The 26731-nt window shown below is 44.5% G+C and carries 26 protein-coding genes and 1 riboswitch; of the genes, 18 read left to right on the top strand and 8 right to left on the bottom strand.

Features of this window, described 5'->3' with window-relative positions; all coding sequences use genetic code 11:
- Window positions 1-42: 42 nt before the first annotated feature.
- The 5 genes from U0035_RS21140 to U0035_RS21160 form a co-directional block, all read right to left on the bottom strand.
- A complete protein-coding gene (locus U0035_RS21140; protein WP_114790919.1) occupies window positions 43-429 on the bottom strand; it encodes a barstar family protein in 387 nt (128 codons plus the stop codon).
- Between the two features lie 73 nt (window positions 430-502).
- Window positions 503-862 carry a rhodanese-like domain-containing protein gene (locus tag U0035_RS21145; RefSeq protein WP_114790920.1) on the bottom strand — a complete coding sequence of 120 codons (360 nt, stop codon included), beginning with the start codon at window positions 860-862 and terminating at the stop codon, window positions 503-505.
- A gap of 1 nt (window position 863) precedes the next feature.
- On the bottom strand, window positions 864-1172 hold the full coding sequence (locus U0035_RS21150) for a DUF3817 domain-containing protein (RefSeq protein WP_114790921.1): 309 nt from the start codon (window positions 1170-1172) through the stop codon (window positions 864-866).
- Window position 1173: 1 nt separating this feature from the next.
- A complete protein-coding gene (locus tag U0035_RS21155; RefSeq protein WP_114790922.1) occupies window positions 1174-1632 on the bottom strand; it encodes a hypothetical protein in 459 nt (152 codons plus the stop codon).
- A gap of 66 nt (window positions 1633-1698) precedes the next feature.
- Entirely contained in the window at window positions 1699-2292 is a 594-nt protein-coding gene (locus U0035_RS21160) for a TetR/AcrR family transcriptional regulator (protein ID WP_114790923.1), read from the bottom strand.
- Window positions 2293-2433: 141 nt separating this feature from the next.
- Between U0035_RS21160 and U0035_RS21165 the strand changes: the two genes are divergently transcribed.
- The 4 genes from U0035_RS21165 to U0035_RS21180 all read left to right on the top strand — a co-directional run bounded on the left by U0035_RS21165 (window position 2434) and on the right by U0035_RS21180 (window position 4134).
- Window positions 2434-3183: a DUF1349 domain-containing protein gene (locus tag U0035_RS21165; protein WP_114790924.1), complete on the top strand. Its 750-nt coding sequence runs from the start codon at window positions 2434-2436 to the stop codon at window positions 3181-3183.
- A 20-nt stretch (window positions 3184-3203) separates the two neighbouring features.
- A complete protein-coding gene (locus U0035_RS21170) occupies window positions 3204-3476 on the top strand; it encodes a hypothetical protein (protein ID WP_114790925.1) in 273 nt (90 codons plus the stop codon).
- 148 nt (window positions 3477-3624) lie between these two features.
- Entirely contained in the window at window positions 3625-3867 is a 243-nt protein-coding gene (locus tag U0035_RS21175) for a hypothetical protein (RefSeq protein ID WP_114790926.1), read from the top strand.
- Between the two features lie 54 nt (window positions 3868-3921).
- Entirely contained in the window at window positions 3922-4134 is a 213-nt protein-coding gene (locus U0035_RS21180; protein WP_162817857.1) for a hypothetical protein, read from the top strand.
- 73 nt (window positions 4135-4207) lie between these two features.
- Here U0035_RS21180 and U0035_RS21185 read toward each other — a convergent pair whose 3' ends face one another.
- Window positions 4208-4585 carry a response regulator gene (locus tag U0035_RS21185; protein WP_114790928.1) on the bottom strand — a complete coding sequence of 126 codons (378 nt, stop codon included), beginning with the start codon at window positions 4583-4585 and terminating at the stop codon, window positions 4208-4210.
- 615 nt (window positions 4586-5200) lie between these two features.
- Window positions 5201-5395, top strand: a riboswitch (cobalamin riboswitch).
- Between the two features lie 120 nt (window positions 5396-5515).
- Between U0035_RS21185 and metE the strand changes: the two genes are divergently transcribed.
- The 9 genes from metE to U0035_RS21230 all read left to right on the top strand — a co-directional run bounded on the left by metE (window position 5516) and on the right by U0035_RS21230 (window position 13661).
- Window positions 5516-7822 (top strand): 5-methyltetrahydropteroyltriglutamate--homocysteine S-methyltransferase, encoded by a 2307-nt coding sequence (gene metE / locus U0035_RS21190; RefSeq protein ID WP_114790929.1) that lies wholly within the window; start codon window positions 5516-5518, stop codon window positions 7820-7822.
- 156 nt (window positions 7823-7978) lie between these two features.
- On the top strand, window positions 7979-8560 hold the full coding sequence (locus U0035_RS21195; protein ID WP_327138707.1) for an SCO family protein: 582 nt from the start codon (window positions 7979-7981) through the stop codon (window positions 8558-8560).
- Between the two features lie 15 nt (window positions 8561-8575).
- Window positions 8576-8953: a hypothetical protein gene (locus U0035_RS21200; protein ID WP_162817858.1), complete on the top strand. Its 378-nt coding sequence runs from the start codon at window positions 8576-8578 to the stop codon at window positions 8951-8953.
- A 36-nt stretch (window positions 8954-8989) separates the two neighbouring features.
- Window positions 8990-9850 (top strand): helix-turn-helix domain-containing protein, encoded by an 861-nt coding sequence (locus U0035_RS21205; protein WP_114790932.1) that lies wholly within the window; start codon window positions 8990-8992, stop codon window positions 9848-9850.
- Window positions 9851-9922: 72 nt separating this feature from the next.
- On the top strand, window positions 9923-10321 hold the full coding sequence (locus tag U0035_RS21210) for a hypothetical protein (RefSeq protein WP_114790933.1): 399 nt from the start codon (window positions 9923-9925) through the stop codon (window positions 10319-10321).
- 187 nt (window positions 10322-10508) lie between these two features.
- The gene (locus U0035_RS21215; RefSeq protein WP_114790934.1) at window positions 10509-11324 is read left to right on the top strand and encodes an MbnP family protein; all 816 of its coding nucleotides are present in this window, start codon (window positions 10509-10511) and stop codon (window positions 11322-11324) included.
- A gap of 40 nt (window positions 11325-11364) precedes the next feature.
- On the top strand, window positions 11365-12357 hold the full coding sequence (locus tag U0035_RS21220; protein ID WP_245957715.1) for a cytochrome-c peroxidase: 993 nt from the start codon (window positions 11365-11367) through the stop codon (window positions 12355-12357).
- A gap of 9 nt (window positions 12358-12366) precedes the next feature.
- A complete protein-coding gene (locus tag U0035_RS21225) occupies window positions 12367-12735 on the top strand; it encodes a YHS domain-containing protein (RefSeq protein WP_114790936.1) in 369 nt (122 codons plus the stop codon).
- On the top strand, window positions 12732-13661 hold the full coding sequence (locus U0035_RS21230) for a transporter (protein ID WP_114790937.1): 930 nt from the start codon (window positions 12732-12734) through the stop codon (window positions 13659-13661). The genes U0035_RS21225 and U0035_RS21230 overlap by 4 nt, the downstream gene beginning before the upstream one ends.
- A 131-nt stretch (window positions 13662-13792) precedes the next feature.
- Here U0035_RS21230 and U0035_RS21235 read toward each other — a convergent pair whose 3' ends face one another.
- Together U0035_RS21235 and U0035_RS21240 are read right to left on the bottom strand one after the other, a co-directional pair.
- The gene (locus U0035_RS21235) at window positions 13793-14656 is read right to left on the bottom strand and encodes an alpha/beta fold hydrolase (RefSeq protein ID WP_114790938.1); all 864 of its coding nucleotides are present in this window, start codon (window positions 14654-14656) and stop codon (window positions 13793-13795) included.
- A gap of 170 nt (window positions 14657-14826) precedes the next feature.
- Complete coding sequence (locus U0035_RS21240; protein ID WP_114790939.1) at window positions 14827-17769, bottom strand: PAS domain-containing protein; 2943 nt, start codon at window positions 17767-17769, stop codon at window positions 14827-14829.
- A 346-nt stretch (window positions 17770-18115) separates the two neighbouring features.
- On the opposite strand from U0035_RS21240, the gene U0035_RS21245 reads away from it, so the two are divergent.
- From U0035_RS21245 to U0035_RS21265, 5 genes are all read left to right on the top strand, one after another.
- Window positions 18116-19222, top strand: coding sequence for a glycoside hydrolase family 88/105 protein (locus U0035_RS21245; protein ID WP_114790988.1), 1107 nt, complete (start codon window positions 18116-18118; stop codon window positions 19220-19222).
- Between the two features lie 72 nt (window positions 19223-19294).
- The gene (locus U0035_RS21250; RefSeq protein WP_114790940.1) at window positions 19295-21289 is read left to right on the top strand and encodes an FAD-dependent oxidoreductase; all 1995 of its coding nucleotides are present in this window, start codon (window positions 19295-19297) and stop codon (window positions 21287-21289) included.
- Window positions 21289-22050, top strand: a complete 762-nt coding sequence (locus U0035_RS21255; protein WP_114790941.1) for an SGNH/GDSL hydrolase family protein — start codon at window positions 21289-21291, stop codon at window positions 22048-22050. Before U0035_RS21250 ends, U0035_RS21255 begins: the two co-directional genes overlap by 1 nt.
- A gap of 25 nt (window positions 22051-22075) precedes the next feature.
- Window positions 22076-24781, top strand: a complete 2706-nt coding sequence (locus U0035_RS21260) for a beta-mannosidase (protein ID WP_114790989.1) — start codon at window positions 22076-22078, stop codon at window positions 24779-24781.
- A gap of 57 nt (window positions 24782-24838) precedes the next feature.
- Window positions 24839-25963 carry a beta-1,2-mannosidase gene (locus U0035_RS21265; RefSeq protein WP_211316421.1) on the top strand — a complete coding sequence of 375 codons (1125 nt, stop codon included), beginning with the start codon at window positions 24839-24841 and terminating at the stop codon, window positions 25961-25963.
- The last annotated feature ends 768 nt before the right edge of the window (window positions 25964-26731 follow it).

Below are 26731 nucleotides of genomic sequence, written 5' to 3' on the forward strand. Positions count from 1 at the left end.
TTTTGCTTCGCGCCTTTGCACTATAGCGTAAACTTACCCTGGCTAAAGTAGCACCAGCTCTATATGAGGATGTGAATGGAATATCTCTACGATGATATCAAACAAGGTAGCGCCTTCTCTGGAATTTACTGCCTCCAGCTGCTTCGCTGCCCAATTAATATTGTAAGGCTTGCCTTGGTTGATCTTATGCTGATAAAAATCACGGGTAGCCTGTAAACCCAGATCAGTCCGGCTTTTTTCGGAATGCTCCCATACCAGTTGCACCGGCTCTTTTCCAAAGCCACTATACAACATGTCGTTGAGAGCATCCAGGCTGTGAGCCGGCTTCCAGTCTTCATACAAATGCATCATACTATAGATGGCTGTATAAAATCCATCCATATCATGAAAATTTAAGCCGTTTAAGGTAATAGGGGAGGCCTTGTTCATGCCAGATATTGCTTTAAAAAGCTAATTTAGTATGAATCACCCGATCCAAAACAATTTAATCATAAGCATGGCCTCAATGCGGCTTCATCAATTTCTCCAGGTCCTCCCGTGCTCCGCCGTTATAAACCTGTTTAAAACCTCTTTCCCTGAGTAAGTTGGCTGCTTTTACGCTTCTTAATCCGTGCGAACAATAAGTAATATAGGCCTTCTGTGGATCCAGCTCTTTATAGCGTTTCCGGATGGTGCCCAACGAAATGTTTGCCGCTCCGTTGATATGCCCCGCGGCATATTCTTTTTCAGTTCGTACATCCAGTATCAGGGCTCCTTCCGCAATTGTTGATTGCAGTTCTTCGGAGAGGTGAGCTGACCTGTAAAGACAATATCCTGCATAGACGAGGGCAATGACCAAAGCCAGGAGTAATACTGTTATCATATCAGGCTTGAATGGGCTTCAGGATTTTCTTATCAATGTAAAATGTTCCGAAAGGAATAATGCAGGCTAACAGCACTTTCCAGGTGGTAGTGGCAAACTTCCATTGCTGCTCAATTCCTACACTAAGCGTGTTAATAACAAAAAGAACAAATAAAGCGCCATGAACAGGTCCCAGTATTTGAACTGCCAGAGGGGAGTTAAAGCTGTATTTGAGCGGCATGGCAATCAAGATCAGCGCTAAAAGTGAAATACCTTCCAGGAAACCAATAATGCGTAGCCTGCCGGTTTTTGTTTGAAATAAATGTGTCATATTATCTGAAATAGGGTCTGTTGGCCAGTGGAGAAAAAGGCCAGGGTATGGCTATGAAAATGAGGATCAATGCAACCAGGTACCAGGCGAAGATCGTTTTGAAAGCGGTTGGGTCCTGCAGTTGTCGTTTGGCCTTTGCCGATCCGATCGTAATAAGAATAATCGCGACAAGCATGATTGCCAGGTGTACCAGGCTGAAAAAAGTCAGCTCCTCCGATGCAGCAGCCTTGCCCGCCGGCGACCAGAAATATTGTATTAAAGGGCTTTTGAAATAGAGCACCATGCCAATCATTAGCTGGATATGAGCAATGGTGGCCGTCCAGTGACGGATAGCGTTGTCGGTTTTGCTGAATGCCAGTTTTTGTGTATACCCGCGCCAGGCCCTGCAAATGCCGTAAATAAGGCTGATTAATACCAGCCATCTGACTATAGAATGTAAGAATAGTAATGCCGAATACATCGCTTATTTTTTGAGCGATGCAAAAATAAAAAAAAACATACTAATTGGTATGTTTTTTTTATTGAGTTAAATTTGCCGCAGGGTGTTGAGGTAGTTTTTTAGTTCTTTTAAGTATGAGGTGTAATAGCTTTTATTACCCAGTTTTCCAAGGTTTCGTATGCCCCAGTATCCGGATACTACAAACAGGGTTACTTGTTTAGCATTGATATCTTTGCTTACCAAACCTTGTTTTTTCCCCCTTTCCAAAGCCCTGGTCATTACCTGCATCCACTGTTCGGTGAGCTCATTGAGTACCCGGCTGAAATTGGCATTCCAGGGCGTCATTTCGTGTGTGAAGTTGGCCGCCGGGCAGCCATATTCCGGCTTTAGAAATTTGTCTTTTGTCAGGAGGTAACGCATCAGGTTATAAATGGCAGATAGCGGATGCTCATCGCGCTCCAGGGGCGTTATAAAGCTGTTGTTAAGTGTAGGCTTCAATATCTCCTCGATGATGGCAACGCCCATTTCATCTTTATTTTTAAAATGATAGAAGAAGGCCCCTTTTGTAACCTGAGTGGTGGCAATGATCTCATCGATGCTGGTAGCCTGGTACCCCCTTGCATAAATCAACTCAAATGCCTTATGTAATATGTTCATTCTTGTAGCTGCTGCCTTTTTCATAAAAAATACTGATTAGTAGGTTGCAAAGGACGTGAATTTTTTGACTACCAATGATATTTCGTTCAGTCAATCTCATTTAGTCCCGGCCCTTTATGCTACATTTGAAAGGAAACTGATTTTTGAAGCTTTATTACTAATTAAATGAAAAAAATACTGAACCCGTTGCCTGTAAGTGTATTGTTGCTGTTGTTGGCCTGTCAAAACCAGGAAGCCGCCAAACAACCAGTAGAAACCCCGGGAGTTGAAGTAAAAACCCCGGTTAATACTGCGCTCAACAATGTTGATGTCAAAATCGGCAATACCCGTTTTGATAAATCATTGAACGGTGCGGCTGATTTAATTAATGTGGATAGTTCGGGGCAGGTGGTCTTTAGGGTGGGTGCAAAAAAAGATTTTTTCTCCGATCCTGACGGTAAGTTGTCTAACAATTCTGCGCCCATCTTATTATCATCCGTCGATAATACAAAGCCATTTACCCTAACGGCAAAAGTTACGCCCCGGTTCTCCCCTAATGGTATGTACAACGCTGGTGTATTGTATATATACAGCAGCAATGATCTATACCAGAAATTTTGTTTTGAGCAGGACGAAAGCGGTGATCACCGGGTTGTTTCTGTGAGAACCGTTGGTACATCAGATGATAATAATCATGATCTGGTTCAACAGGAATATGTGTACATGAAAATATCTTCGGATACGAAGACGGTGGGCAGCTACTATTCTCTGGACAATAAAAAATGGAAGCTGGCCCGGTTATATAAAAATGAATATCCTTCCAATATTTTCTTAGGCATCAGCGCGCAATGCCCGGTAGATACCGGAACAGTGAGCTATTTCAATGATGTGAATATTGAAGCTACAAGTGTAAAGGACTTTCGTTTAGGGATTTAATTGTTAAATAAAAAGCGTTATTGATCGCTGCTCTTGTGCTCAGCGAGCCGCTCCCTTTCTGGAAGATAGGGGCATCCGTATTTGTAATGGTGGGTTTGTTTTTCAATCTGCTTGAAAAATACATACTCGCCACTTTCAGAAGATTCAGGTTGAAGATGACCGGGATAGCGGGCTCGCTTACATACCCCGCTCTTCAACGAGGCTGTCCGATCCTTTTTTGTATCGGTCCCGATACACCGGGCAGCCCAGGAACCATTGACCCCTGTTCGGTCAACCCTAATATGTTGGATTGAGGAAAATTGTCAACAGCTGATGATTTTTTTCCTGAATAAAGGCGTGGTTTATCAGGGTGCCACATGAAGCAAGTATTTGTAAATGAATATCCCATCAAATGTTGTGTGGTAGCCGGAATATTGGGAACGGATATTGCGATGCCTCGATATGACTGAGAAAATAGCGATATATCATGGAAGCTTATCGGATGTTGGTATTGATGGTCAGATAACCATTGTGTATCGTGCCGACGAGGAAAAAAGCAAAACCTACTATACCGTGGTATTTCCCGATCAAAGTATTTCTTCTCTAGTATTGAACCCTGACACGTTGCGATGGGAAGAGGATGGAGAAGAAACCAGACTTGCAGAAAAATGCGGGAAGATCATTGAGGAATACATCGAAATGTAAAAGAATAGGAAGTGTCATTGCAATTGCTTCCATAATTAATTCAATCAAACGCTTATGAACATGCAATTAAATTATGAGCAGGTAGTTCACCTGCTTGAAAAGTCGGAATCAGATGAATTTATTCAACAGGTGATCACCCTGTTGGTTTTTGCTCACGAAATAATGCACCAGGACGCTGTTAAAAAGCAGGATTTTGTTTTTACATTATTCGATGAAGGCCATGTTTTGATTACCGATATTGTAAAAGGGGAGTCAAGTTGTGCCTGATTCAAAAGCGAACAGTAATCTTTATCAATTAAAGTAAGATATGCATGCCTCTCCCCAACGGGATAATTCAGCACTAGTGAGTGGTCTCGCAGGCTCTGAGCACGGTGGCTATAAGCTGGATTAAATCAAAAGGTTTGATCAGCAAATATTCCGCGCCCTGCCTTAGTGCTTTGTCGCCTATTGCGCCGTTACCGGTCATATAAATGACGGGGATCTTATTGAGTTTACTGTGTTGTTTTAATAAACGTAATACCTCAAGGCCGCCATGTGGTAAAATGGAGTTATCAAGCAAAATAGCAGATGGGACAGAATGTTGGAGCTGATCCTCAAAGTCTCCGCTATTAGCAAAAGCATGGATATCTATATCCTGTTCTTTTAGTATTAATGCGCATGCGTTCAGCATTGCTCTGTCTGAATCAAAAACAGCCAGCGTATATTTTTTTTCTTGCATAGAGTTTTCGGGACGCAAATGTATAGAGTTAGATTGACAATGGGAAAAGCTAACCGGCCTTGGAACATCTGTTAAATTTTGAAAAAAGTTTTAGGTATTTCAGGTTATTTGAGTCTGCAGCCGACCATCAAAGTATGCAGGTCGAAATTGTAAAGATTCGAAAAATGAAATTGTTTCAATAATATGCTGATTACAATTTGGTTAAGCACTGCCTTTATACAGACATCCTTCGCGAAGCCCATAATAACGGTTTTTCTCGTTTGGTTTAATAGAAATAGAGAACGAAAAGGAACTGTATGAAAAGTGATCTGCGCATACGGTTGCACAAAAAAATATTTGGCCAAGATTATTCATGCTGTCTAGGTGGGTAGAAGAAATATTGCTTCAGGTTACGATTCCTGCTTTCCTCGTGTAACACTAACGGGGGGATAACGGCGCGCATATTATTTTTTGAAAATGAGCTGCCTTTTAAAATACTGAATCCGGGGATGTATGCTATTTGTTTTGTTATTTTATTCTTCATTTAATTAATTTAGTGGTACTATATACTGAATTATTTACTTAATGTAGTGTTTTAGTCTATATTAAATAGATTTGCCATCCGGGTGTTAGTAGAAACACATCCCTAGGCGAGGTTACCGATGTAAATCGGCATTAATAGGGAACCGCGTGTGAATCACGGGCTGTCGCGCAACTGTAAGTAATTAAAAAAGTTCCGGTCTGCTATATCCACTGTGTTGCTAGGGGCGGCATGGGAAGGATGACCGGGATATTACAAGCCAGGAGACCTGCCTTGTTTAGTAAGACGGGCCATCGCATAATAGAACCGATCGCTTGCCGGGTATTTTCTGAAGTTACCGGATCCAGGCCGGTTCTACCACTATGCGATAAGGACGTAAAAAGCATTTATTCATTTTTAAAACATTTTTGATGAAAACGCAAAACCTCGGCTACCCGCGTATCGGTAGTCAAAGACAATTAAAGAAAGCCTGCGAACAGTATTGGGCTGGTACCATTGATTTGAAGGATCTGCAGAGAATTGCTTTTAAGATCCGGGAAGAAAACTGGCAAACGCAGCTTCAGGCCGGTATGGATCTGATACCTTGTAATGATTTCAGCTTCTACGACCAGGTACTGGATATAAGCCTGATGTTAGGTGTCATTCCAAAACGGTATACGCCCGTTTTAACCGATGTAAAAACCAATGGTGAAACGGATCTGTATTTTGCAATGGCACGGGGTTACCAGAAAGATGGCCTGGATATCACGGCTATGGAAATGACCAAATGGTTGGATACCAACTATCATTATATCGTGCCTGAATTTACTGCAGATCAGGAATTTCATTTGTTTTCCCAAAAGGTTTTTGGAGAATATATGGCAGCGAAAGCGTTGCTGGGAAAAAAGGCAAAACCTGTTTTGATCGGACCCGTGAGTTATCTCTTACTGGGCAAGGAAAAGGAAACCGGTTTTGAAAGAATCGACCTGCTTAAAAAAATACTACCCGCCTACATAGCTGTACTGAACCGCCTGAAACAGCTGGGAGCAGAATGGGTGCAATTAGATGAACCATTTTTAGCGTTAGATCTTTCTGCAAAGGAAAAGGAAGCGTTTGACAGTGCCTACCGGTATATAGCCAGGGAAACAGCAGGAGTAAAGATCCTGGTAGCCACTTATTTTGAAGGCCTGCTGGACAATACACAACTGGCCGTTAACCTGCCGGTAGCTGCTTTGCATATCGACCTGGTGAGGGCTCCCGAACAGTTAAATGAAGTGCTTGCTGCAATACCTGATCATCTTATTCTTTCACTAGGCGTAGTTGATGGCAGGAATATATGGAAAAACTGCTATGAAAGATCCTTGTCTTTCATCAATAAAGCCATTGAAAAAATAGGTAGCGAGCGAATAATAATTGCGCCATCATGTTCTCTGCTACACAGTCCTATTGACCTGGATCTGGAAACGACCATCGATCCTGAGATAAAAAACTGGATGGCTTTTGCTAGACAGAAATTAAACGAGGTAGCCGACTTGAGCCAGATCGTTGAGGGGAATGAGGAATTATTGCGGATCAACAAAAATGTTATTGAGAGCAGGGCGCAGTCGGAGGAGGTACACAAAAAAACGGTCAAAGAAAGGGTGGCCGCCATTCATGAATCAGATGCTGCACGAAAGAGCCCTTTCTCTATACGTCAGCAACTGCAGCGTAACCGCTTTCAGCTTCCTGCTTTTCCTACAACTACCATTGGATCCTTTCCGCAAACCGATGATATAAGGCAATTGAGAGCCCGGTATAAAAAAGGCGATCTGACACTGGCACAATATGAAGAGGCTATTGAAGCAGCTACTGTTGACGCTATCCGTTGGCAGGAATCTATCGGGCTGGATGTATTGGTGCATGGAGAGTTTGAACGTAATGATATGGTGGAGTATTTTGGAGAACAGCTGGATGGTTTCCTGTTTACTAAAAACGGTTGGGTACAGAGTTATGGAAGCCGTTGTGTAAAGCCACCGGTTATTTATGGCGATATCAGTCGCCCCCGGGACATGACCGTGCGCTGGAGCAGCTTTGCTGCTGCGCAAACCAAAAAGGTAATGAAAGGTATGTTGACGGGCCCGGTTACTATTTTACAATGGTCTTTTGTGCGCGATGATCAGCCACGCAGTGTAACTACTAACCAGATCGCGCTGGCTATTCGGGATGAAGTTTTAGCGCTGGAAAAAGCGGGCATTAGTATGATCCAGATCGATGAGGCCGCCATTCGCGAAGGTTTGCCGCTAAGGAAGTCCAAACAGCTGCAGTATCTTAATTGGGCAGTCAAAGCCTTTCGCATAGCTGCCAGTGGCGTAGCCGATCAAACACAGATCCATACACATATGTGCTACAGCGAGTTTAATGATATCATTGAACAGGTTGCCGCAATGGATGCTGATGTAATTACTATCGAAACTTCCCGCTCTCAAATGGAATTACTGCAGGCTTTTGCTCACTTTAAATATCCTAATGAAATAGGGCCGGGAGTATATGATATCCACTCGCCAAGAGTGCCGTCTGTTATTGAGATGACGGATTTACTGATAAAGGCGGCAACTCTTTTGCCGGCACAACATATATGGGTTAATCCGGATTGTGGGTTAAAAACCCGTAAATGGCCCGAAACTAAAAAGGCGCTTGAAAATATGGTGGCTGCGGCTCATAAAGCCCGCGAAAAAATAGGTGTTGAGCTGGTATCTTAATGAATAAGGCAGCAGGTGAAGATCTGCTGCCGTTTTATTAAAATCAAAATAGGAGCAGACGCTACCTCCTTATCATCATATCCGGCAATTCACTTCAGATGGCATGTGCTTTTTAACTATTTTTATAGGATGAAGCGCGTCTTTTTTTTCGGTTGTATGATAATGTTGGTATTATGTTCCTGTGGGAACGGGGGCTTACCAATTTTGGGAGAAGCTACAATGGTTGATGGGAAGCCGGTATATCCGCGCATTGCAGATTTTGATTTCATCAACCAGGATGGCCATCATATAAGTAATGCCAGTTTTAAAGATCAGGTATATGTAGCCGATTTTATATTTTTATCCTGTCCTACCATCTGCCCGGTTATGACCAGGGCGCTCAAAAAAGTATACGACGGTTACCAGGCAGATGACCGCGTATCATTTATATCCCATACAATTGATCCCGAGCGGGATACCGTTCCCCGGCTAAAAGCATATGCGGAGGCACTGGGTGTATCGGCTCCAAAGTGGAATTTCGTTACGGGTAACCAGGATAGCATTATGAACCTGGCGGAAAAATCCTATTACCTGGCTGCAAATGCCGATAGCACTGCTCCGGGGGGATTGGTACATGGCGGTGGTTTTTTACTGATCGACAAAAACCGGAATATACGTGGTGTTTATAATAGCCTGGAGCCAAAGGAAACCGATCGTTTAACAGCAGATATTAAACGGTTGCTACGGGAACAATTTTAATGTACCTTCGCGGGGTTGAAGAAAATCATTCTTATATCATTGCTGGGAGCCTTCCTGTTTCAGGCATTAAGCAGCCTCGTAATATTGACGGCCTTTCATTTAAACAGGGATTATATTTCCAACAACTTATGTGTTAACCGGTTCGATGCTGTTCCTCTGTGTAAAGGATCCTGCTATCTTGAAAAACAGCTGAGTGATAATGAACAGCAACAACAGGATACACCCAAATTAAAATTGAAGGAGATCTCACTCTTTTATGATAACCGGAAGATAGATATAGAAAGACCGGTTAGTATAACCGGTGTACTCCGGGTATTTCCTGTAACGGTAAATTCAATCTTGTTACAAGGCGCTACGCCTTCCATTCTGAAGCCCCCGATATTGATTGGTTAGCCTTTTATAACAATAGTGTTAATCAAAATTATCTACATGGGTACAAAATCAGATACGATACCTGTGTATACTGTCGATGTATTTTCTACAAATAAATCCTTTTTCTGGATGGGGGAATTGAGTGGCATTGGCGAGCAGTATCCACACCTGCTGTTACCACACAAACCAATGTTTTACGCGCTCATCCATGTACAGGAGCCGGGTGGGCATATTATCATTGATAACGAAATGATCTGCCTTAACCCATTAAATGTTATTTGTATTAAGCCAGGCAGTATTGTACAGGTAGATATAAACAGCAGGCCGCGCGGTTACCTGATCTGCTTTGCAGAAAGCTTCTTTTCTCTGAGGTACAATAGTAATGTATTGCAACAATTTGGCTTTTTAAACAGTGAGGTCCCACCGGGGTTAAATCTTCAAAGGAATAACGCCAGTAAGTGGTATTCGTTAATGGCTTTAATGTTTGACGAATATACAACACAAGGTAGCGCACAAGTGTTGAGGTCTTATTTGAACATCATTCTGAATGAGCTCGATCGCTGTAACAAAATAGCGGTTGTTGTCGATCAGGTAGGTGTAAGGCTGGATAAAGTCCTCCGGTTTGAAAAAATGGTAGAAGAACATTATTGTGAATGGAAAACACCAGCTGCCTACGCTGCTAAACTTTATATAACTACCAATTACCTGAACAAGCTCTGCCAGGCGTATCGCAACATTACAGCAGGTGAGTTGATAAGAAAACGGATTGTTCTGGAAGCACAGCGATTATTGCATTACACCCATTTATCGGTAGGTGAAATAGCTGATCAGCTAGGGTTTGAGAGCCTCTCTTATTTTGTTACTTTTTTTAAAAAGAATACAGGTGTAACTCCCGAGACATTCAGGAAAAACAGGTGAAGCGGGCTAGAATATCCGGTTGGCTGAAATGGCGTGATTGTATAAATATCTGTCATGATTATGTAAACAGGCATGAGAACACCACCCGTTAATTTTGCAAAATCAGTGAAGGCATTCGTAATATCTATATTATTAATCGTGTTTGCAGCCCAGTCTTTTGGGAATGTATGGCTATGGGTTGACTATAAAATCAACCTGGAGAAATATGCTAAGAACTGCATTAACAAAGCCCGTCCTATGCTGAAGTGTAACGGTAAGTGTCAGCTTGCCAAAAAGATTCAGGAAGAGGAGGCAAAAAAACAAAAGGATGCCGAGAAAGCTGCTCCTAAGATGGACTATAGCCTCTCTTCAAAACATTTTTTTCTAACGGTTGATCATTTTGCGATCAGAGCATTCCGGTATTTCTATACACAGGAATCTCAGGCGGAAGTAAAAATGCCGCGTTCCATATTTCGGCCCCCATGTAGTTGATACGAACTGATTCCGGCTCAGGAGCAAAAGCTTCCTTGTGCTGGTATATACGCTTTAGATGCGTTTGTAGTTGCCGGTCACGGTATGCTGCTACACCCTGGTATGTCGCTGACAGAACCAGGTATTGCTAAGGTTATGCCTGTAGCCAGGTATAGCAATCGTTTTTAATTTCTAATAATCAACTAATATGATCAATAAAATAAAACTGACAGGGGCTCTTCTTTTAATGACCACTTTTTTGTCCTGTAGAAAAGATATTTCTGAACCCGGGTTTAACCAGGATAATCTGGCGCCTTTATCCATAGAATTTGATAATATCGTAGGTGGCCAGAACCTGGTACTGGAATCGGCGAATTATAAGAACCGTTCGGGAGAAACCTATAATATACAGTTGCTGCAATATTTTATCAGCAATATAAGTGTATTAAAAGCCGATAGAACCAGCTATACAGTTCCGCAGGATAGCAGCTATTTTTTAGTCAGTGCGGCTAATCCTGATTCCCGCTTTGCGCGGGTGAAAGTGCCGGAAGGGGATTATACGAAAGTTATATTTACCCTGGGGATAGATAGCCTGCGCAGTACCATGGATGTTAGCAAAAGAACAGGTGTGTTGGATCCGGCAGGAGGTATGGAAAGCGGCATGTATTGGGGATGGAACAGCGGGTATATATTTTTTAAGATGGAAGGTGTCAGTCCTCAAGCTCCTTTAGATCCTACAGGTGCGCATAAATACCGCTTTCATATCGGCGGCTTCGGCGGCTATTCGGCGCCCACTATCAACAATATAAAAGTTATCACGGTTGATCTCACAGCCCGTGGTATTGCACAGGTGCGTGGAAACAGAAATGCCAATATCCATTTGTTTGTAGACATTAATAAAGTGATGAGCGGCTTGAATACCATAAGCATCGCTGCTAACCCACAGGTAATGTTCAGCGACTTCAGCGTAAAAGTGGCTAACAACTTTACAGCAATGTTTACCCACGATCACACCGAAAATTAAACTGATGGGTAGTAAACAGATCGGCATAATACTGTCTATAATGATAGCGATTATTGCCTGCAGTAAAGATGAACCGGCTAACCAGTCCCTGTTCGAGGGATTTAAAAAGCCGGCTCATTTCCCCGATCCCTCTTATAATTTATCTGGTAATCCTGTTACGAAGGAAGCATTTGAGCTGGGAAGAAAGCTTTTTTATGAACCGCGCTTGTCCCGAAATAACACTATTAGTTGTGGTAGCTGCCATATACAGTCATCGGCTTTCACACAGCACGGTCACGATGTAAGTCACGGTATCGATGATCGCCTGGGCAGACGAAATAGCCCACCCATTATGAACCTCGCCTGGATTCCTGCCTTTATGTGGGATGGAGGGGTTTTTGATTTGGATCTGCAACCTATTGTTCCCATTACAGCACATGAGGAAATGGATGAGTCTGTTGCTAACGTCATCTCAAAGCTGCAAAATCATGCGGAATATCCACAAATGTTTAAAACCGCATTCGGAAACGGCCAGATCACTACAGCCAACTTTATGAAGGCTCTGTCACAATTTATGATCATGTGTGTCAGTGCCGAAAGTAAATATGATAGTGTTATACTGAAGTTAGGTAATGCCGCGTTCACTGCACGGGAAGAAGCAGGATATAAATTGGTACAGCAAAAGTGTGGCAGTTGTCATAAAGAACCTTTGTTTACTGATAATAGTTTCCGGAATAATGGAATTGGTATCGGCGCTAACAACGACATGGGGCATTATGATGTAACGTTGAATGCAGCAGACCGGTATCAATTTAAAGTGCCCAGTTTACGTAACCTGGCCTATACGGCGCCTTATATGCACGATGGCCGGTTTATAAGGCTCGACGCTGTATTGGATCAGTACAGCAATAACATACAGCAAACGCCTAACCTGGATCCTTTACTGAAATCGAACCTCGATTTGACGGCCGAAGAGAAGCAACAGTTGCTGGCATTTTTAAACACGCTGAATGACAAAAACTTTATCAATAACAGGCTTTTGTCTGAGCAATAATTAACAGGTATGGGAAGAGATTTAATATTATTCATTCTCGTTGTGTTATTAGTCTCCTGCACCGGTAGTGCTGTTAGTGAAAAGCGGGATGTGGATAGTAATCATACCGGTACAGATCGTATCGGTATCAGCACTCATGAAACCGTCGATACATTTCGATTCAGTAACATTTCATTTGTTTCGGGTATAGATACCAGCTGTGGTATGCCACTTAGCGCAGGCGTTACTGATACCATGTCGTACCAGGGGAAAATATATGGCTTTTGCAGCCCTGGTTGTAAACAGGAATTCGCATCGCAGGTGATCAGCAAATCCCGGGCAGGGCAGGACAACACAGTGGCCACCAGATTTTCAGTTTTAATCAATAGTTTTTTATGAAAAGAATAATAAGCATATTAATGGCGTTTAGCTTACCGGTAGTTTCGCTGGCTTGTGATATTTGCGGATGCGGGGCGGGTAATAACTATATCGGTATTTTGCCGGATTTCTATAAGCATATTGTTGGCGTACGATACCGATACAACCAGGTGATGTCGCATCTAGGTGTAGGAGAGGCTACCACGCCGCTTACTACCCAAGAGCGCTACAATATAGCGGAAGCCTGGGGTGGATGGAACCTGAACGATCATGTAAGGGTGATGGCGGTACTTCCGTACAGTTTTAATGAGAAGACCAACCAGGGGAGCACTACTACCAAAAATGGTATTGGGGACATTAGTTTATCCGGTTTTTACCAGCTGTTGAACTCGCGCAATACTATATCAGGAGAGAAGAACACCAACCTGCTGGTACAAAGTCTTTGGGTAGGCGGCGGTGTAAAACTGGCAACTGGTAAGTATAACCCCGCTGATAGGTCCATGAATGCGCAGAGTGCCAATTTATTTCAGCTGGGAACAGGAAGCTATGATTTTAATGTCAATGCTATGTATGATCTAAGGGTGCAGGACGCCGGGATAAATTTAAATGGAAATTACAAAATAAATACAGCCAACCGGTTCGATTACCAGTACGGTAATAAAGCGAGTTTAAATGCACAGGCGTATTATAAATTCCGTACCAAAAGCAAGGTAATGATTGCGCCTAACGCAGGTGTCCAATATGAAAATTCAAAGACCGACAGGGATGAAAATATAATCGTTACGACTTCAGGAGGTGACCTGCTTATGGGCACTATTGGGATGGAGACCGCTTTTGGAAAATTTGCAGTTGGAGCTAATTTTCAAACACCGCTGTCGCAAAACCTGGCCAGTGGAATTGTAAAAGCGGAAGACAGGGTAATGGTGCATTTTGCAGTAGCACTATAATACCAAGTGATAGCCGCAACCTTCGGGTGTTGCGGCTTTATTTTGTAACGCTGCTACCTGTTGTTGTATAAATTAATAAATTCACTGCTTACGCATCATACATTTTAGTAAGCCGGCGGCGATGAAATCTTTCAGGACGACATAAAATGGTTGACCAGCTCGCACACTTCTTCAAAGTTGGTTTCAAGGGCCATATGCCCGCCGTTAAGTATATGAATGCTTGCATCTGGCAAATCCTTTTGGTAGCAATAGGCCTCCTTCAGGTCATAAAACACGTCATATCGCCCCCATATAATAATCGCCGGCGGGTGATGCGTACGGAAGTATTCCTGGAAGAGCGGAAACATGTCGAAATTGCTGTTATAAGTGCAATTCAGCTCGTACTGCATGTCGAGGTTACCCGGCCTTTCCATCCGCTCCCAATCCAGTATCCATGATTCGGGACTGACTTTGCTTTGCATTTCTTCAGGCAGCCCCGCCCGGTATTGCCATTCAGTTCCTTCCTTGCTGAGGAAGCCATATAGTTGCTTCTTTTTTTCTTCGGTTGGGTTGTTCCAGTATGCGATCATTTCATGCCATTGTGGTCCAAGCCCTTCCGTGTAAGCATGGCCGTTCTGGATGATCAGCCTTTCTATTTTTTCGGGGTAGTCGAGGCAGACCCGTAACCCGATAAGGCAGCCATAATCATGCAGGTAAATGGAAAAAGACTTTAATGCAATGGCATCGGTGAATTTTCCGATTACCGACGCGATGTTTTTAAACGAATATTCAAATTGGCCGGCTGGCGGAAAATCACTGAAGCCAAATCCCGGATAATCGGGCGCAATCAGATGATATTTTCCTGACAAAACGATCATCAGGTTTTTGAACATAATGGATGAGGTAGGAAATCCATGAAGGAGGAGCAGGGAGGGCAATTGAGGGTTCCCCGCTTCACGATAAAAGATGGAGATACCCTCCACTTCTATTTGCCTGTTATAAATTTGTTGGCTCATATTACTGGATTGAATGAATAAACATACGGCTACAGCCTTATAAAATTGTGTGTTCGCCCTTTTTGTTTTGAAAGGCGTATCACTTCCCGTACATGGGTGTATTGTTTCCCCGATATTTACGGGGTGTCAAATCTGCGGAATATCTGATACCGTACTATTTTGTTTCAGGCCTACTGTTGAGTCAACCAACTTAAGGCCGCTTCCTTATTATCAAAGAAGGCCACCTGTACTGCTTCGTAATCAGAAGGAAGGCTTTTATTGGCGGCTATCCTGCTAAATGTACTCGGGGAGTAGATCCATGCAAATTTTTTTAAACCTGCTTCGGCCATGGCAGGAAACCATACCGACGATCCCCAGTCGGCAGCTTCTGACCAGTTACCCTTTACAAGGGTATTATCGTTAAGAATATGGTAGCAATTGTTCTTTTGCATCAGGTCCATCATAATGCCGCATCCTTTTACTACAGAATCGTAGTTCTGATAACCGATCCACTCCACATCCAAATATTGGGCTTTTTTTTGGTAATGTATCCGTATAAAACTGCCCTCGTAGTAGGTTTGATGATCGGTTGCTTTGTCGGTAAACTCCTGTTTACCGTTGAGCGGCAGCAAAAACGAGAAGGTAGAGCCTCTGCCCGGAACGCTTTCTATCCAAAAACTGCCCCCATGTCTTTTTACAATCTCATTGGCAATAAACAGGCCAAGCCCGAGGCCCTGGAAACGGGCTGAAGAATTATCAACCCGGTAAAAGCGGTTAAAAAGACTTTTCAAATGTTCTTCGGCGATGCCAACCCCCAGGTCTTCCACAGAAACTACCAGGTTATTGTTCTCTGTTTCGCATCGTACAACGATCTTCCGGCTAGCGGGCGAATACTTGATGGCGTTGTTTAATAAATTAATCAATACCTGTTCAATACGAAGCTGATCGCCATAGAACTGGATATCACAGCCGGAGTGTAATTCTATCTGGTGTGTAGTGGTGGTATGCTGAATACTCTCTACCGTATCAGCCAGCAGGCTACTAAAATTAAATGGCTCTTTATTGTAAACCATTTTGCCTGCATTGATCTTCGACACATCCAGCAGGTCTTCTATTAGTCTCGAAAGCCGCTCCACCTGTCTTTCTGCTTTTACGACAAAACCACCCAGGCTGGTTTGTTCGGTAACATCACGTTTAATAAGCTGAAAGAAGCCTTTAATAGTGGTTAACGGTGTTTTGAGCTCATGACTGGCAATGCTGATAAATTCATCCTTCATGTTTTCATTCAGCTTCTGCTGGTGAATGTTGGTATTGGTGCCCAGCCAGAAACTGACTTTCCCGTTTTCGATCATGGGTACTGCCCTCGCCAGGTGCCAGTAGTAGTACCCATCGCTGAATTTTAACCTGAACTCGGCAATGTACTGCTGTTTACTTTGCAGGCAACGGTGCCATCGGTTCAGTGCATCAGGCAGGTCTTCGGGATGAATAAATACCTCCCAACCCTGGCTGATAATATCTTCGAAACTACGGTCAAAATTGCGGATCATCACCTCATTAAGATAAGTAAATGTTCCATCTGGTGCAGCTGTCCAAACCTGCTGAGGCATAGCATTCAACAGGAAACGAAACTGTTTTTCGTTCTCTTCGGTATGCCGGCGGGCCAGCACCTGTGCCGTTACATCAATAGTAATGGCAATAATTCCCTGTACGCCACCGTTCTCGTCCCGGTAGGGCTCGTATACAAAATTCTGGTAAACGGTGTCCCATTGCCCGTTGCGTAATAAGGTAACAGGTCGCTCGTTAGCACTAAAAGTTGTTCCTGTAGTATATACCTGGTTAATTATTTCCTCCAGTCCCTGGTGGCGTGCATCCGGTAAGGCGTCAAATACCGGCCGGTTAATAACATCCTGTTCCGTTTTTCCCCAAAGACCGATCATGAGTTTGTTGGCCACTGTGATCACGTGTTCAGGACCGAGCATGATACACATGGCTACCGGCGCCTGGAGAATCATGTTATGCAGGTTGCGCTCGCTTTGTTCTATTTTTTGTTTGGCAATTACTACATCGGTAACCTCAGCGGCTGTGTTCATTACCCCATAAATGCGGCCGTCATCATCATACAGGGCGGTAAAGCTATAGTTGAAATAAAAGGGTTGCAACCGGCCATCCACCACCAGGTCTACACGCTGGTTGCGCGCATGAAATGGCCGGCCTTCCATAAACACACGGTCCAGTTGCTCATATATGCCTGTGCCCTTTAGTTCCGGAAGCACTTCATGATAGGTTTTTCCAACCACATCGTTGCCTTTGCCCCAAACATCCATAATTGATTGGTTCACCAGTTCTATGCGCATTTCCCTGCCTGTATATACACCAATCGGAAATGGCGCACCGGCCACCATGTTCCTGATCTTATGCTCGCTGCCTGCCAGCTCTCTTAAAAGTTGCTGTAGCTTACGCTCGCTTTCCACCAATTCCTCATTGGTCGTAAATAACTCTTCGTTAATAGCCGAAAGCTCTTCGTTGGCTGCTTTCAGCGCTGTTTCACTCTGCGCCAGATCTTTGGTTCTCACGCTCACTTTGTCCTCCAGAACGGCGTTTAGCGAAGCAAGCATCTCCCTGGTTTGGATCAACTCTTCGTTAGAAGCCAGCAATTCTTCATTTACGGTCGCCAGTTGCTCATTAAGCTGTTGCTCCCGGTTCAATGCCAGCGTTTGGGCATTGGCATACTCCAGTGCCCGGACACCTTCCAGCTGAGTGGTGACATCAGCTGCCGTATGTAATAGCAATGCCTGCCCGTCGGGAGTCATCACTTTTTTATAACGATACGCATATTGCCGGGTAACCAGTTCCCCGTCTATCCGGGTTTCGGCAGCAATAACCCCCTCATCGGTGATACCCGTTCGCAGCACTTCCTGTAACATCAGCTTAAAAGGTTGGCTCTTTAGCTCGGGAACGCCCTCCTCCAGCTTCATGCCAATGATCCCGGGCTCTTTCCCCCAGAAACCAAGCATGGCATTATTGGCATACTCAATTATAATATCCTCACTGCTGTAAATGGCCGTGGCTTCTGTCGACTGCATTAATATGCTCAACAGGTGGGAGGCTGAAGTAGAATTTTCAGGTTTCGACATGGATAACACTCGAATGGTTCAGAAAAGGTTCTAAGGTTTAATACCAACAAATGTAACTATTTAAGCTTCCGGTTTACATTAAAAAACCAACACATTTTGAAACAATTGCGCAAAAATTTGAATACAGTCTCTGGCAGATGTTCTTTTACTTTACAACCAGGGAAATTAAAAAGAAACAATGATTGCTGTAAGTATCCATTAACTATATGCCAATAATATGCCAGTATCTTTTTAAAGTTGATCCCGGTAACGGTATACTCCCCATTGCTTGATGGGCAAACTGGCTCAAAAGTATACGATTGAAACAAATATTATTAAATACACACAAGTAATAACCGGCCATACTATGTATAAGAAATCTGTTGTATCCTTCCTGGTTCTTTTCGCTTGCCAGCTGTTGCTGGCCCAGTCATCAACCTTAACCGGCTTTCCCAAAAACTTTACGCCGCAGGAGATAGGTAAGCGGCTGGCTTACCATTTTATAGATGGCAGGCACGACCTGTACGCCGCCAAATACATTCACTATGCCGAAGTGTGCACCTGGAACGGTGCACTGGATTATGCGGTAAATGCAAAAGACCAAAAGCTGATTCAGCTTTTAAAGGACAAGTTTGAACCTTTTTTTGATCGCGAAAAACCATTGCTGCCTCCTATGAACCATGTTGATTATAACATGTTCGGCAGCCTGGCTCTTAAACTGTACCAGCTAACAAAGGATGAGCGTTATCGCAAACTGGGCCTGGCTTATGCTGATACCCAATGGGAATTACCTGCGGGTGCTAACAAGGAAGAAAGAGCCTGGGCCGATAAAGGATTCTCCTGGCAAACCAGGTTATGGATCGATGATATGTATATGATCACTGTAGTGCAAAACGAGGCGTATAAGGTAACCGGAGATCGTAAATATATCGACCGGGCAGCAAAAGAAATGGTGATGTACCTGGACGAGTTGCAACGCCCGAACGGTTTGTTCTATCATGCACCGGATGTGCCTTATTACTGGGGCAGGGGTGACGGCTGGATGGCAGTTGGTATGCCCGACCTGTTAAGCGCTTTACCAAAGGATCATAAAGATCGTCCGCGTATTATGGAAGGCTATTTAACCATGATGAAAAGCCTGAAGAAGCATCAACAGCCGGGTGGTATGTGGAATCAATTGATCAACGAGCCCGATTTCTGGCCCGAAACCTCCGGCACCGCTATGTTTGCTTATGCCTTTATACGCGGTATACAGCAAGGCTGGCTCAATGCGGCCGAATATGGTCCGGCGGCCCGTAAAGCTTGGATGGCAATGATCCCATACATTGACGAACGGAATAATGTTACAGAAGTTTGCATTGGTACCGGTAAAAAGAATGATAAACAACATTATCACGACCGGCCGAGAAACGCCGGTGATTTTCATGGACAGGCGCCTTACCTTTGGTGTGCTGCCGCTCTTTTAGGAAAATAATTCGGGTGCCGGCCCGTAACCTCTGAACCGGTTGCTATTGAATGCGGGGGCAGTGATTCTTTAAAAATGCGTATGAAGAAAGTTCTTTTGGTTGGGGCAACCCTTCTGTCGGTTGCTGTAAAAAGTCAAACTGTTAAGTTGCCTGCCAGTGTGGATATCTGCGTCTATGGTGGTACCTCGGCCGGTGTCATTGCTGCTTATACGGCGGCCATGCAAAAGAAGACGGTAGTGCTCATTGAGCCGGGCAATAGACTGGGTGGTTTGTCTTCGGGGGGATTGGGCTTTACAGATATCGGTAATAAATATGTGGTAACCGGCCTGGCGCGGGATTTTTACAGGCGTATCGGCCGGCACTACGGAAAATTTGAACAATGGATATTTGAGCCGGGGGTGGCCGAAACGGTTTTCCTCGGCTATATAAAAAAAGCCGGTGTTCAGGTTATCTATGGTAAACGCCTCAATCGGGTAAATAAGACGGGTACAACGATCCGGTCGGTTAGCCTCGAAAATTCAGATGGATCGGCGGGGCTGGGGCATATAAAAGCAAAACAGTATATCGACTGTTCTTACGAGGGAGACCTGATGGCCAAAACCGGTGTCAGCTATACTACGGGCCGGGAGCCCAACAGCCGGTATCATGAAACGGTAAACGGCGTCCAGTTAAAAGATAAGCACCAGTTTCCGGATGGGGTAGATCCTTATATTATCCCCGGCAAACCCGAAAGCGGCCTGCTTTGGGGTATCAGCAAAGGGATTTTACAGGAAACCGGTTCAGGTGATGATAAAATACAGGCTTATAATTTCCGTATATGTTTAACCAATATACCGCCGAACAGGTTAGCTATCGAACGTCCGGCTAACTATGACTCCACCCGCTATGAATTGCTATTGCGCTATTTGTCTGTAAAGCCCACCGGAGACCTGGGACAGATCCTGAAAATGGATCGCATGCCCAACGGTAAAACAGATATCAATAACCAGGGACCTTTTTCTACGGATATGATCGGGATGAATTACGATTATCCCAATGGGGATTATACTACCCGGCAACGCATATTTAATAGCCACGTGGATTATACAAAGGGACTGCTTTATTTTATAGGACATGATGCCCGTATGCCCCGAGCTATACAACAACAGATGTTGCAATGGGGCTACCCTAAAGATGAGTATACCACTACGGGGCATTGGACACCGCAGCTGTATGTGCGTGAAGCCCGCCGCATGAAGGGCGCTTACACCATGACCCAGGCCAACTGCCAGCGTAAAGAGGTTGTAGCAGATGGAGTAGGTATGGCCGCTTATACCATGGATTCTCATAATGCACAACGCATCGTTGTAAACGGCATGGTAAAAAATGAAGGCGATGTGCAGCTGAAAGGCGTACAACCTTACCCGGTGGCTTATCGTTCTATTACGCCCGACAGTAAAGAGTGTACCAACCTGCTCGTACCCGTATGCCTGTCTGCCAGCCATATTGCTTACGGATCTATCCGTATGGAACCTGTGTTTATGGTATTGGCACAATCGGCTGCTACGGCGGCTTCGATGGCTATTGATCATCAAACAGGCGTTCAGGCTGTTGACGTGCGCCTGTTGCAGCAGCGGTTAAAAAACAATCCGCTGGCAGATGGAAGCACTGCCGAAATACTGGTAGATGATGCCGATGCTACAATTATTGGAGGACAGTGGGGTAAAGAGACAGCTGGCGGTTATGGGCCCACCCTTTTGGTGAATAAAGATGCTGCTAAAGCAGCCGTACAGTTTAAGCCTGTGGTTACAAAAGCCGGTAGTTATACTGTTTATTTTTACTACCCCCGGTTGTCGAAAGCATCTGACCAAATAGCGCTTCAGATTTTTGATGGCGCTAATAAAATAACCAAACAGCTATGGAGTAAAGATATACAGGTTACCGGGCAAACTTCGGGAGAATGGGTGAGCCTGGGTCAATACCAATTGCCGGCAGGGGATAAAGCATACATAGAGGTAACCAATGAAGGAGCTAATGGCGCTGTTGCTGCCGACGCTGTTTTATTGGTTCCGGCAACACCTGTTAATAAAAAGTAATGAAATCATCAAGACGACAATTTTTAGAAAAAGGTATGGGGTGCGTAGGGGGACTGGTATTAGGCGCTGCCCTGCCTGGGCATGCGACAGGGTCTTTAGTAGTAAGGCGGGAAGCGGCCGGGAACCCGTTGAGGGTGATCAATGCAGGCGTAGGTGGTAATAATACCATTGATTTGCTAAACCGTATAGACAAGGATTGCCTGGCTCACCGGCCCGCACTCACGATATTAATGGCTGGCACTAATGATATGAACAGCGTGAAGCATGTACCGTTAGCTGCCTATGAAAAGAATTTATCGGAGATCGCAGATCGCATTGCTGCAGCGGGTAGCCATTTATTGATGATGACCATTTTGCCGGCTTATGAGCCATATTTGCTCACCCGGCATCCTGCTTCTTTTTACGAGCCGGAAGGTGTAACCGGTCGCCGCAGGCAGGTCAATACGGTTATCAGGAAGGTCGCTGGTCAGCATAAAGCGGTGTTGCTGGACATGGAACAACGGTTTATGGCCATCGGTAAGATAGGCACAGGTAGGGACTCACTGATCCGCAATGAGCAGAACGGAAACGTAACGGATGGTATTCATCCCACCGCTAACGGGTACCGGTTTATTGCATTGGCCGTATACGATTGTATTTTATATAACCAGCTTCCCACCTCGTCCATCGTTTGTTTCGGCGATAGTATTACCAGGGGAGATGGTTCCAATCATAAGGATAGCTATCCGGGCTATCTGAACCAATTACTAACCACGGCCTGAGCCGTAAAAATGGATAATGGATCAAATGAAAAAAATTTGTAGTGCAGTGCTGATCTGTATGATGGTATCACAGGTGGGTGCACAGCAGGATGTTTATGAGATGGACCGCTCGGCGCGGCAATCGGTTTCTTTAAATTCATCGGCCGATACCGGCAAAAACGAATCCTGGGCGATGAAGCAATACAGCGAAGCCGGTGCGGGTGAGCAGGTATCATCTCCCGGTTACCGGGCGAATGGCTGGTTACCAGCCGTTGTACCGGGAACCGTTTTGAATAGCCTGGTATATAATAAAATATATCCTGAGCCCTATTATGGAGATAATAATCGCCGTTCACGCGGGTTGATACCTGACCTGCATGAGACGGGTGCCGGCTTCTATCATTATTGGTTCCGCAAGACTTTTCAAGTGCCTTCAACATTAACCGGCAAGAAAATGTGGTTAAAGTTCCATGGCATCAATTACAGAGCCACTGTTTGGCTGAATGGCAAGAAACTAGGTGACATGGCGGGCATGTTTCAACCCGCCAGCTTCGATGTAACCAACATTGTTAACCGGAAAGGAGATAACGTAGTGGCAGTGGAAGTGAGACCGGTAGATACACCTGGCGATGTTTTTCGAAACAATAAAAAACGTACCGGTGCTGTAGGTGAAAACAACAATGGAGGCGATGGTGAAATGGGCAAAAATGTAAGTATGCTGATGTCGGTAGGTTGGGACTTTTCGGTGCCCGACGGTACCCGCGATCGTAATACCGGTATCTGGCGAGATGTGGAATTGTATAGCACCGGGGAAGTAGTATTAGCGCATCCTTTTGTACAAACCTATTTGCCCTTACCTGATACCAGTGTGGCTATGGAAACCGTATCGGTAGAGGTTAGTAATACTACACAACAAAAACAGTTAGGAAGACTTACCGGTGTAATAGCCGGTACTAATATCCGGTTTCAAACCAACCTGGTGCTACAGCCGGGTGAAAGCCGCCAGGTTATATTTCGTCCGGCTGATTACCCCCAGTTGAAAATAAAAAATCCAAAGCTGTGGTGGCCTGTTAATAAAGGTGGCCAGCACCTATATGAGTTGACCCTTCGGTTTGAAAAAAATAATACAATCAGTCACCAGCTAACCACCCGTTTTGGTGTCCGGCAGGTGCAAACCGACCGGTCAACACCCGATCAATCGCGGCGCTTTATTGTAAACGGGCATCCCGTTTTCATAAGGGGCACTAATTGGGTTCCCGAGGCAATGCTGCGTGGTTCGGCAGAAAGAACCCGTACCGAACTCCGTTATACCCGTCAGGGCGGTTTTAACCTTATTCGCCTCTGGGCCGGTGGTATTGCAGAATCAGACGAGTTTTACAGGGCATGCGATGAGCTGGGTTTGCTGGTATGGAACGAATTCTGGATTACGGGAGATACCCGTTTCCCGGCCGATACGGCTCTGTATTTTCAAAACCTGGAAGCTACGGTAAAAAGGATCCGTTCTCATCCATCGGTAGCCTATTATGTAGCGGCAAATGAATCGAAAGAGATACCGGGTACTCAAGCAAGAATCTTTGCCCTGGATTCCACCATCGGTTACCAGGAGCAATCAGAATGTTGCGGGGTGCACGATGGTAGTCCGTACAAATATGAAAATCCCATGCAGTATTTCGAAAATACGGCATCGCCCCGTGGCAGCCGGGTAGATGGCTTCAACCCCGAGTACGGAACGCCTTGCTTGCCTTTGTTGGAGTCGTTGAAAGAGATGATGCCGGGCAAAGATCTCTGGCCCATTAACGATTCGGTTTGGAATTACCTGGATGGTAATGGCTTTCATAATATCAATACCAAGTACCGCCAGGCGGTTAATGAGTTTGGACCCTCCAATTCTATTGAAGAATACGCTAAAAAAGCACAACTGGTGGGCGCTTTAAATTACCGTGCTATTGGTGAAGTGTGGAACTATAATAAATTTGGCTGGGGCGACCGTTTCGCCTCCGGTTTCCTGTTCTGGTACAATAACAGTCCGCTGCCGCAAACAGCGAGCCGCATGTACGACTGGTACTTACGGCCTACTGCAGCCCTGTACTACTCCCAAAATGGTTTGGCACCCTTACATCCGCAATTTGATTACCTGAAAAATACGGTGTCGGTATATAACGATTACCGCAAAGCTTTTCCCGATCATACTGTTGAAGCAAGGATATATGATATGAACTCCAGGCTGGTGCACACCAGCTCCCAAAAGATATCCATACCGGCCGATGGAACCGTAAAGGATGCCCTGCAATTATCATTCAGCGATAGTTTAACGCAGGTGCATTTTATTAAATTATCTTTGAAATCACCCGCCGGTAAAGAAGTGGCGGAAGCTTTTTACTGGAGGTCGACGGATGCTTATAAAGGTGCCTGGACGATGACAGGCCCTGCTGTTTCGGGCTTTGCCGATATTAATCGGTTGCCGCAGGCCAAACTAAACGGCACTGTTAAAAAACGGATACTGAACGGTAAAATATTTTTGGATATGCAGGTAAAGAATGTGTCGGACAAAATAGCTTTCTTTACACAGGTACGTTTAACCGATCGGGTGAATGCAGTAGTGCCGGCTGTTTTTTATTCGGATAATTTCTTTTCGTTATTACCGGGTGAAATGCGTATGATTACAATGGAAGTAAGCAAAAATGCCTGGAATAGGGTAAATGGCTTATCGGCGGCTGCATTTAATACCAGCGAACTGAAATTGAAATGGTAGCCATATTGCTCACGAAGCCGGGGCTGACCAGGTAAAAAAAGATCTTAAAAAATTTGTATGGATAGTTTCTTTAAAAGAACATTAGGATTGTTGGGTCTTATTGCGATGGCATTTTCAACAATGGCACAACAGCCATTGCCCCATTGGACTTTAGGTCCTTTTATAAGGCCCGCCGGGGCCAATCCCATTATTGTTCCGGATACGCAAACGCTTTTTTTCGATCCCATGAGCAGGAAAAAACTGGCCTGGGAGGCCGGTGATGTTTTTAATCCCGCAGCCGTGGTTAGGAACAATAAGATCTATGTGCTCTACCGTGCAGAAGACCTGTCGGGAATGGGTATTGGTAAACGCACGTCCCGCCTGGGGTTGGCTGAAAGTCATAATGGTATTGCGATGAAGAAAAGTCCTGAGCCGGTTTTCTATCCTGCTGAAGATAGCCAAAAGGATAATGAATGGCCAGGAGGCTGTGAAGACCCGCGCGTAGCGGTTACTGCTGAAGGTTTATATGTAATGCTCTATACCCAATGGAACCGGAAAGTAGCGCGGCTGGCTGTGGCTACCTCGAAAGACCTGGTCAACTGGACCAAGCATGGGCCTGCATTTGCCAAAGCTTATGACGGTAAATTCAAAGATATGTTCTGTAAGTCGGGCTCAGTGGTAACCCAACTTAAAAAAGGAAAGCAGGTGATCACCCGTGTCAACGGAAAGTATATGATGTATTGGGGAGAACGTTTTATGAATATTGCTACTTCCGACGACCTGGTTAACTGGACACCCACCCTGGATAAAGAGGGCAAACTGGATATGATCGTAAAGCCCAGGAACGGCCATTTTGATAGCGACCTTACCGAGTGTGGTCCGCCGGCTTTGATAACCGATAACGGCATCCTGGTATTATACAACGGTAAAAATAAAGGGAACAAAGACCGCGATACTAATTACACGGCCAATACCTACGCGGCAGGCCAGGTCTTATTCGACCTGAAAGATCCTTCCAAAGTCATCAGCCGGCTCGATCAGCCCTTTTTTGTACCTACAGAGCCTTTTGAAAAAAGCGGGCAATACCCGGCAGGTACGGTCTTTATCGAAGGCCTGGTATACTTTAAAAGCAGATGGTTTTTATATTACGGCTGTGCTGATAGCAGGGTAGGGGTGGCTGTTTTTGATCCCCGTACCCGTTAATGTTAGGAGAAGGACTAATTTTTTACGGCGAATAATTTATTCTGAAGTGTAACAGATCTGTATAAGCAGGTTTTACGAAAACTTTTACGCCGTTTTCATAGGAAGTTTACCTCCATAATATTCTAAATTATTTGCCGGCATCGGTTGCCATTATTTGCGCATTTATCCCTACCCGCATGCCTTCAATATGAGCAGCGTGTGTCTGCTTTGAAATAAGTAGTATTACGGGAATATGGCAATATTCCGCATTTGATTTTAATGAGGTGGCATAGCTCCTAACCCTCCATCTCAGGCATTATATCTCAGAAATGATTAAATGGATCATTTTTGTTTCTAAAAGTTTTGTGTCAATATTGCATCGGAAGCCTGATGGAAACCATATGAATATCCCAGCGCCATGGATAGAAAAATCCAAACATCAGGTTCATCATCAATAATCAGAATGTTCTCTTTCATGCCATTTAGCTTTTTCAGGTATTTACTTGAAATCAGGGTTTCATGTATAGGTTTTAAAAAGTCAAACACGCTGCCAGTTGCTTAATTGGCGACATGCATAATGGGATGGTTCAAATATATACAATGGTCCTAATAAAATGTTTAATACAGATGCCGCGTGTTGACTTTAGCCGTTTGCTGCGTACTTAATTACGATGGGAATAGCCAGGGGCCTAAATAGTTAAAAGTCTTTTAAGCCTGATATAATACTTTGGCCTTTTGCAGGGAAGGTTGAAAATGTAATCCGACTTTAAAAGATACAATCATTTAAAG

This window comes from Niabella yanshanensis, assembly GCF_034424215.1.
Taxonomy (GTDB): domain Bacteria; phylum Bacteroidota; class Bacteroidia; order Chitinophagales; family Chitinophagaceae; genus Niabella; species Niabella yanshanensis.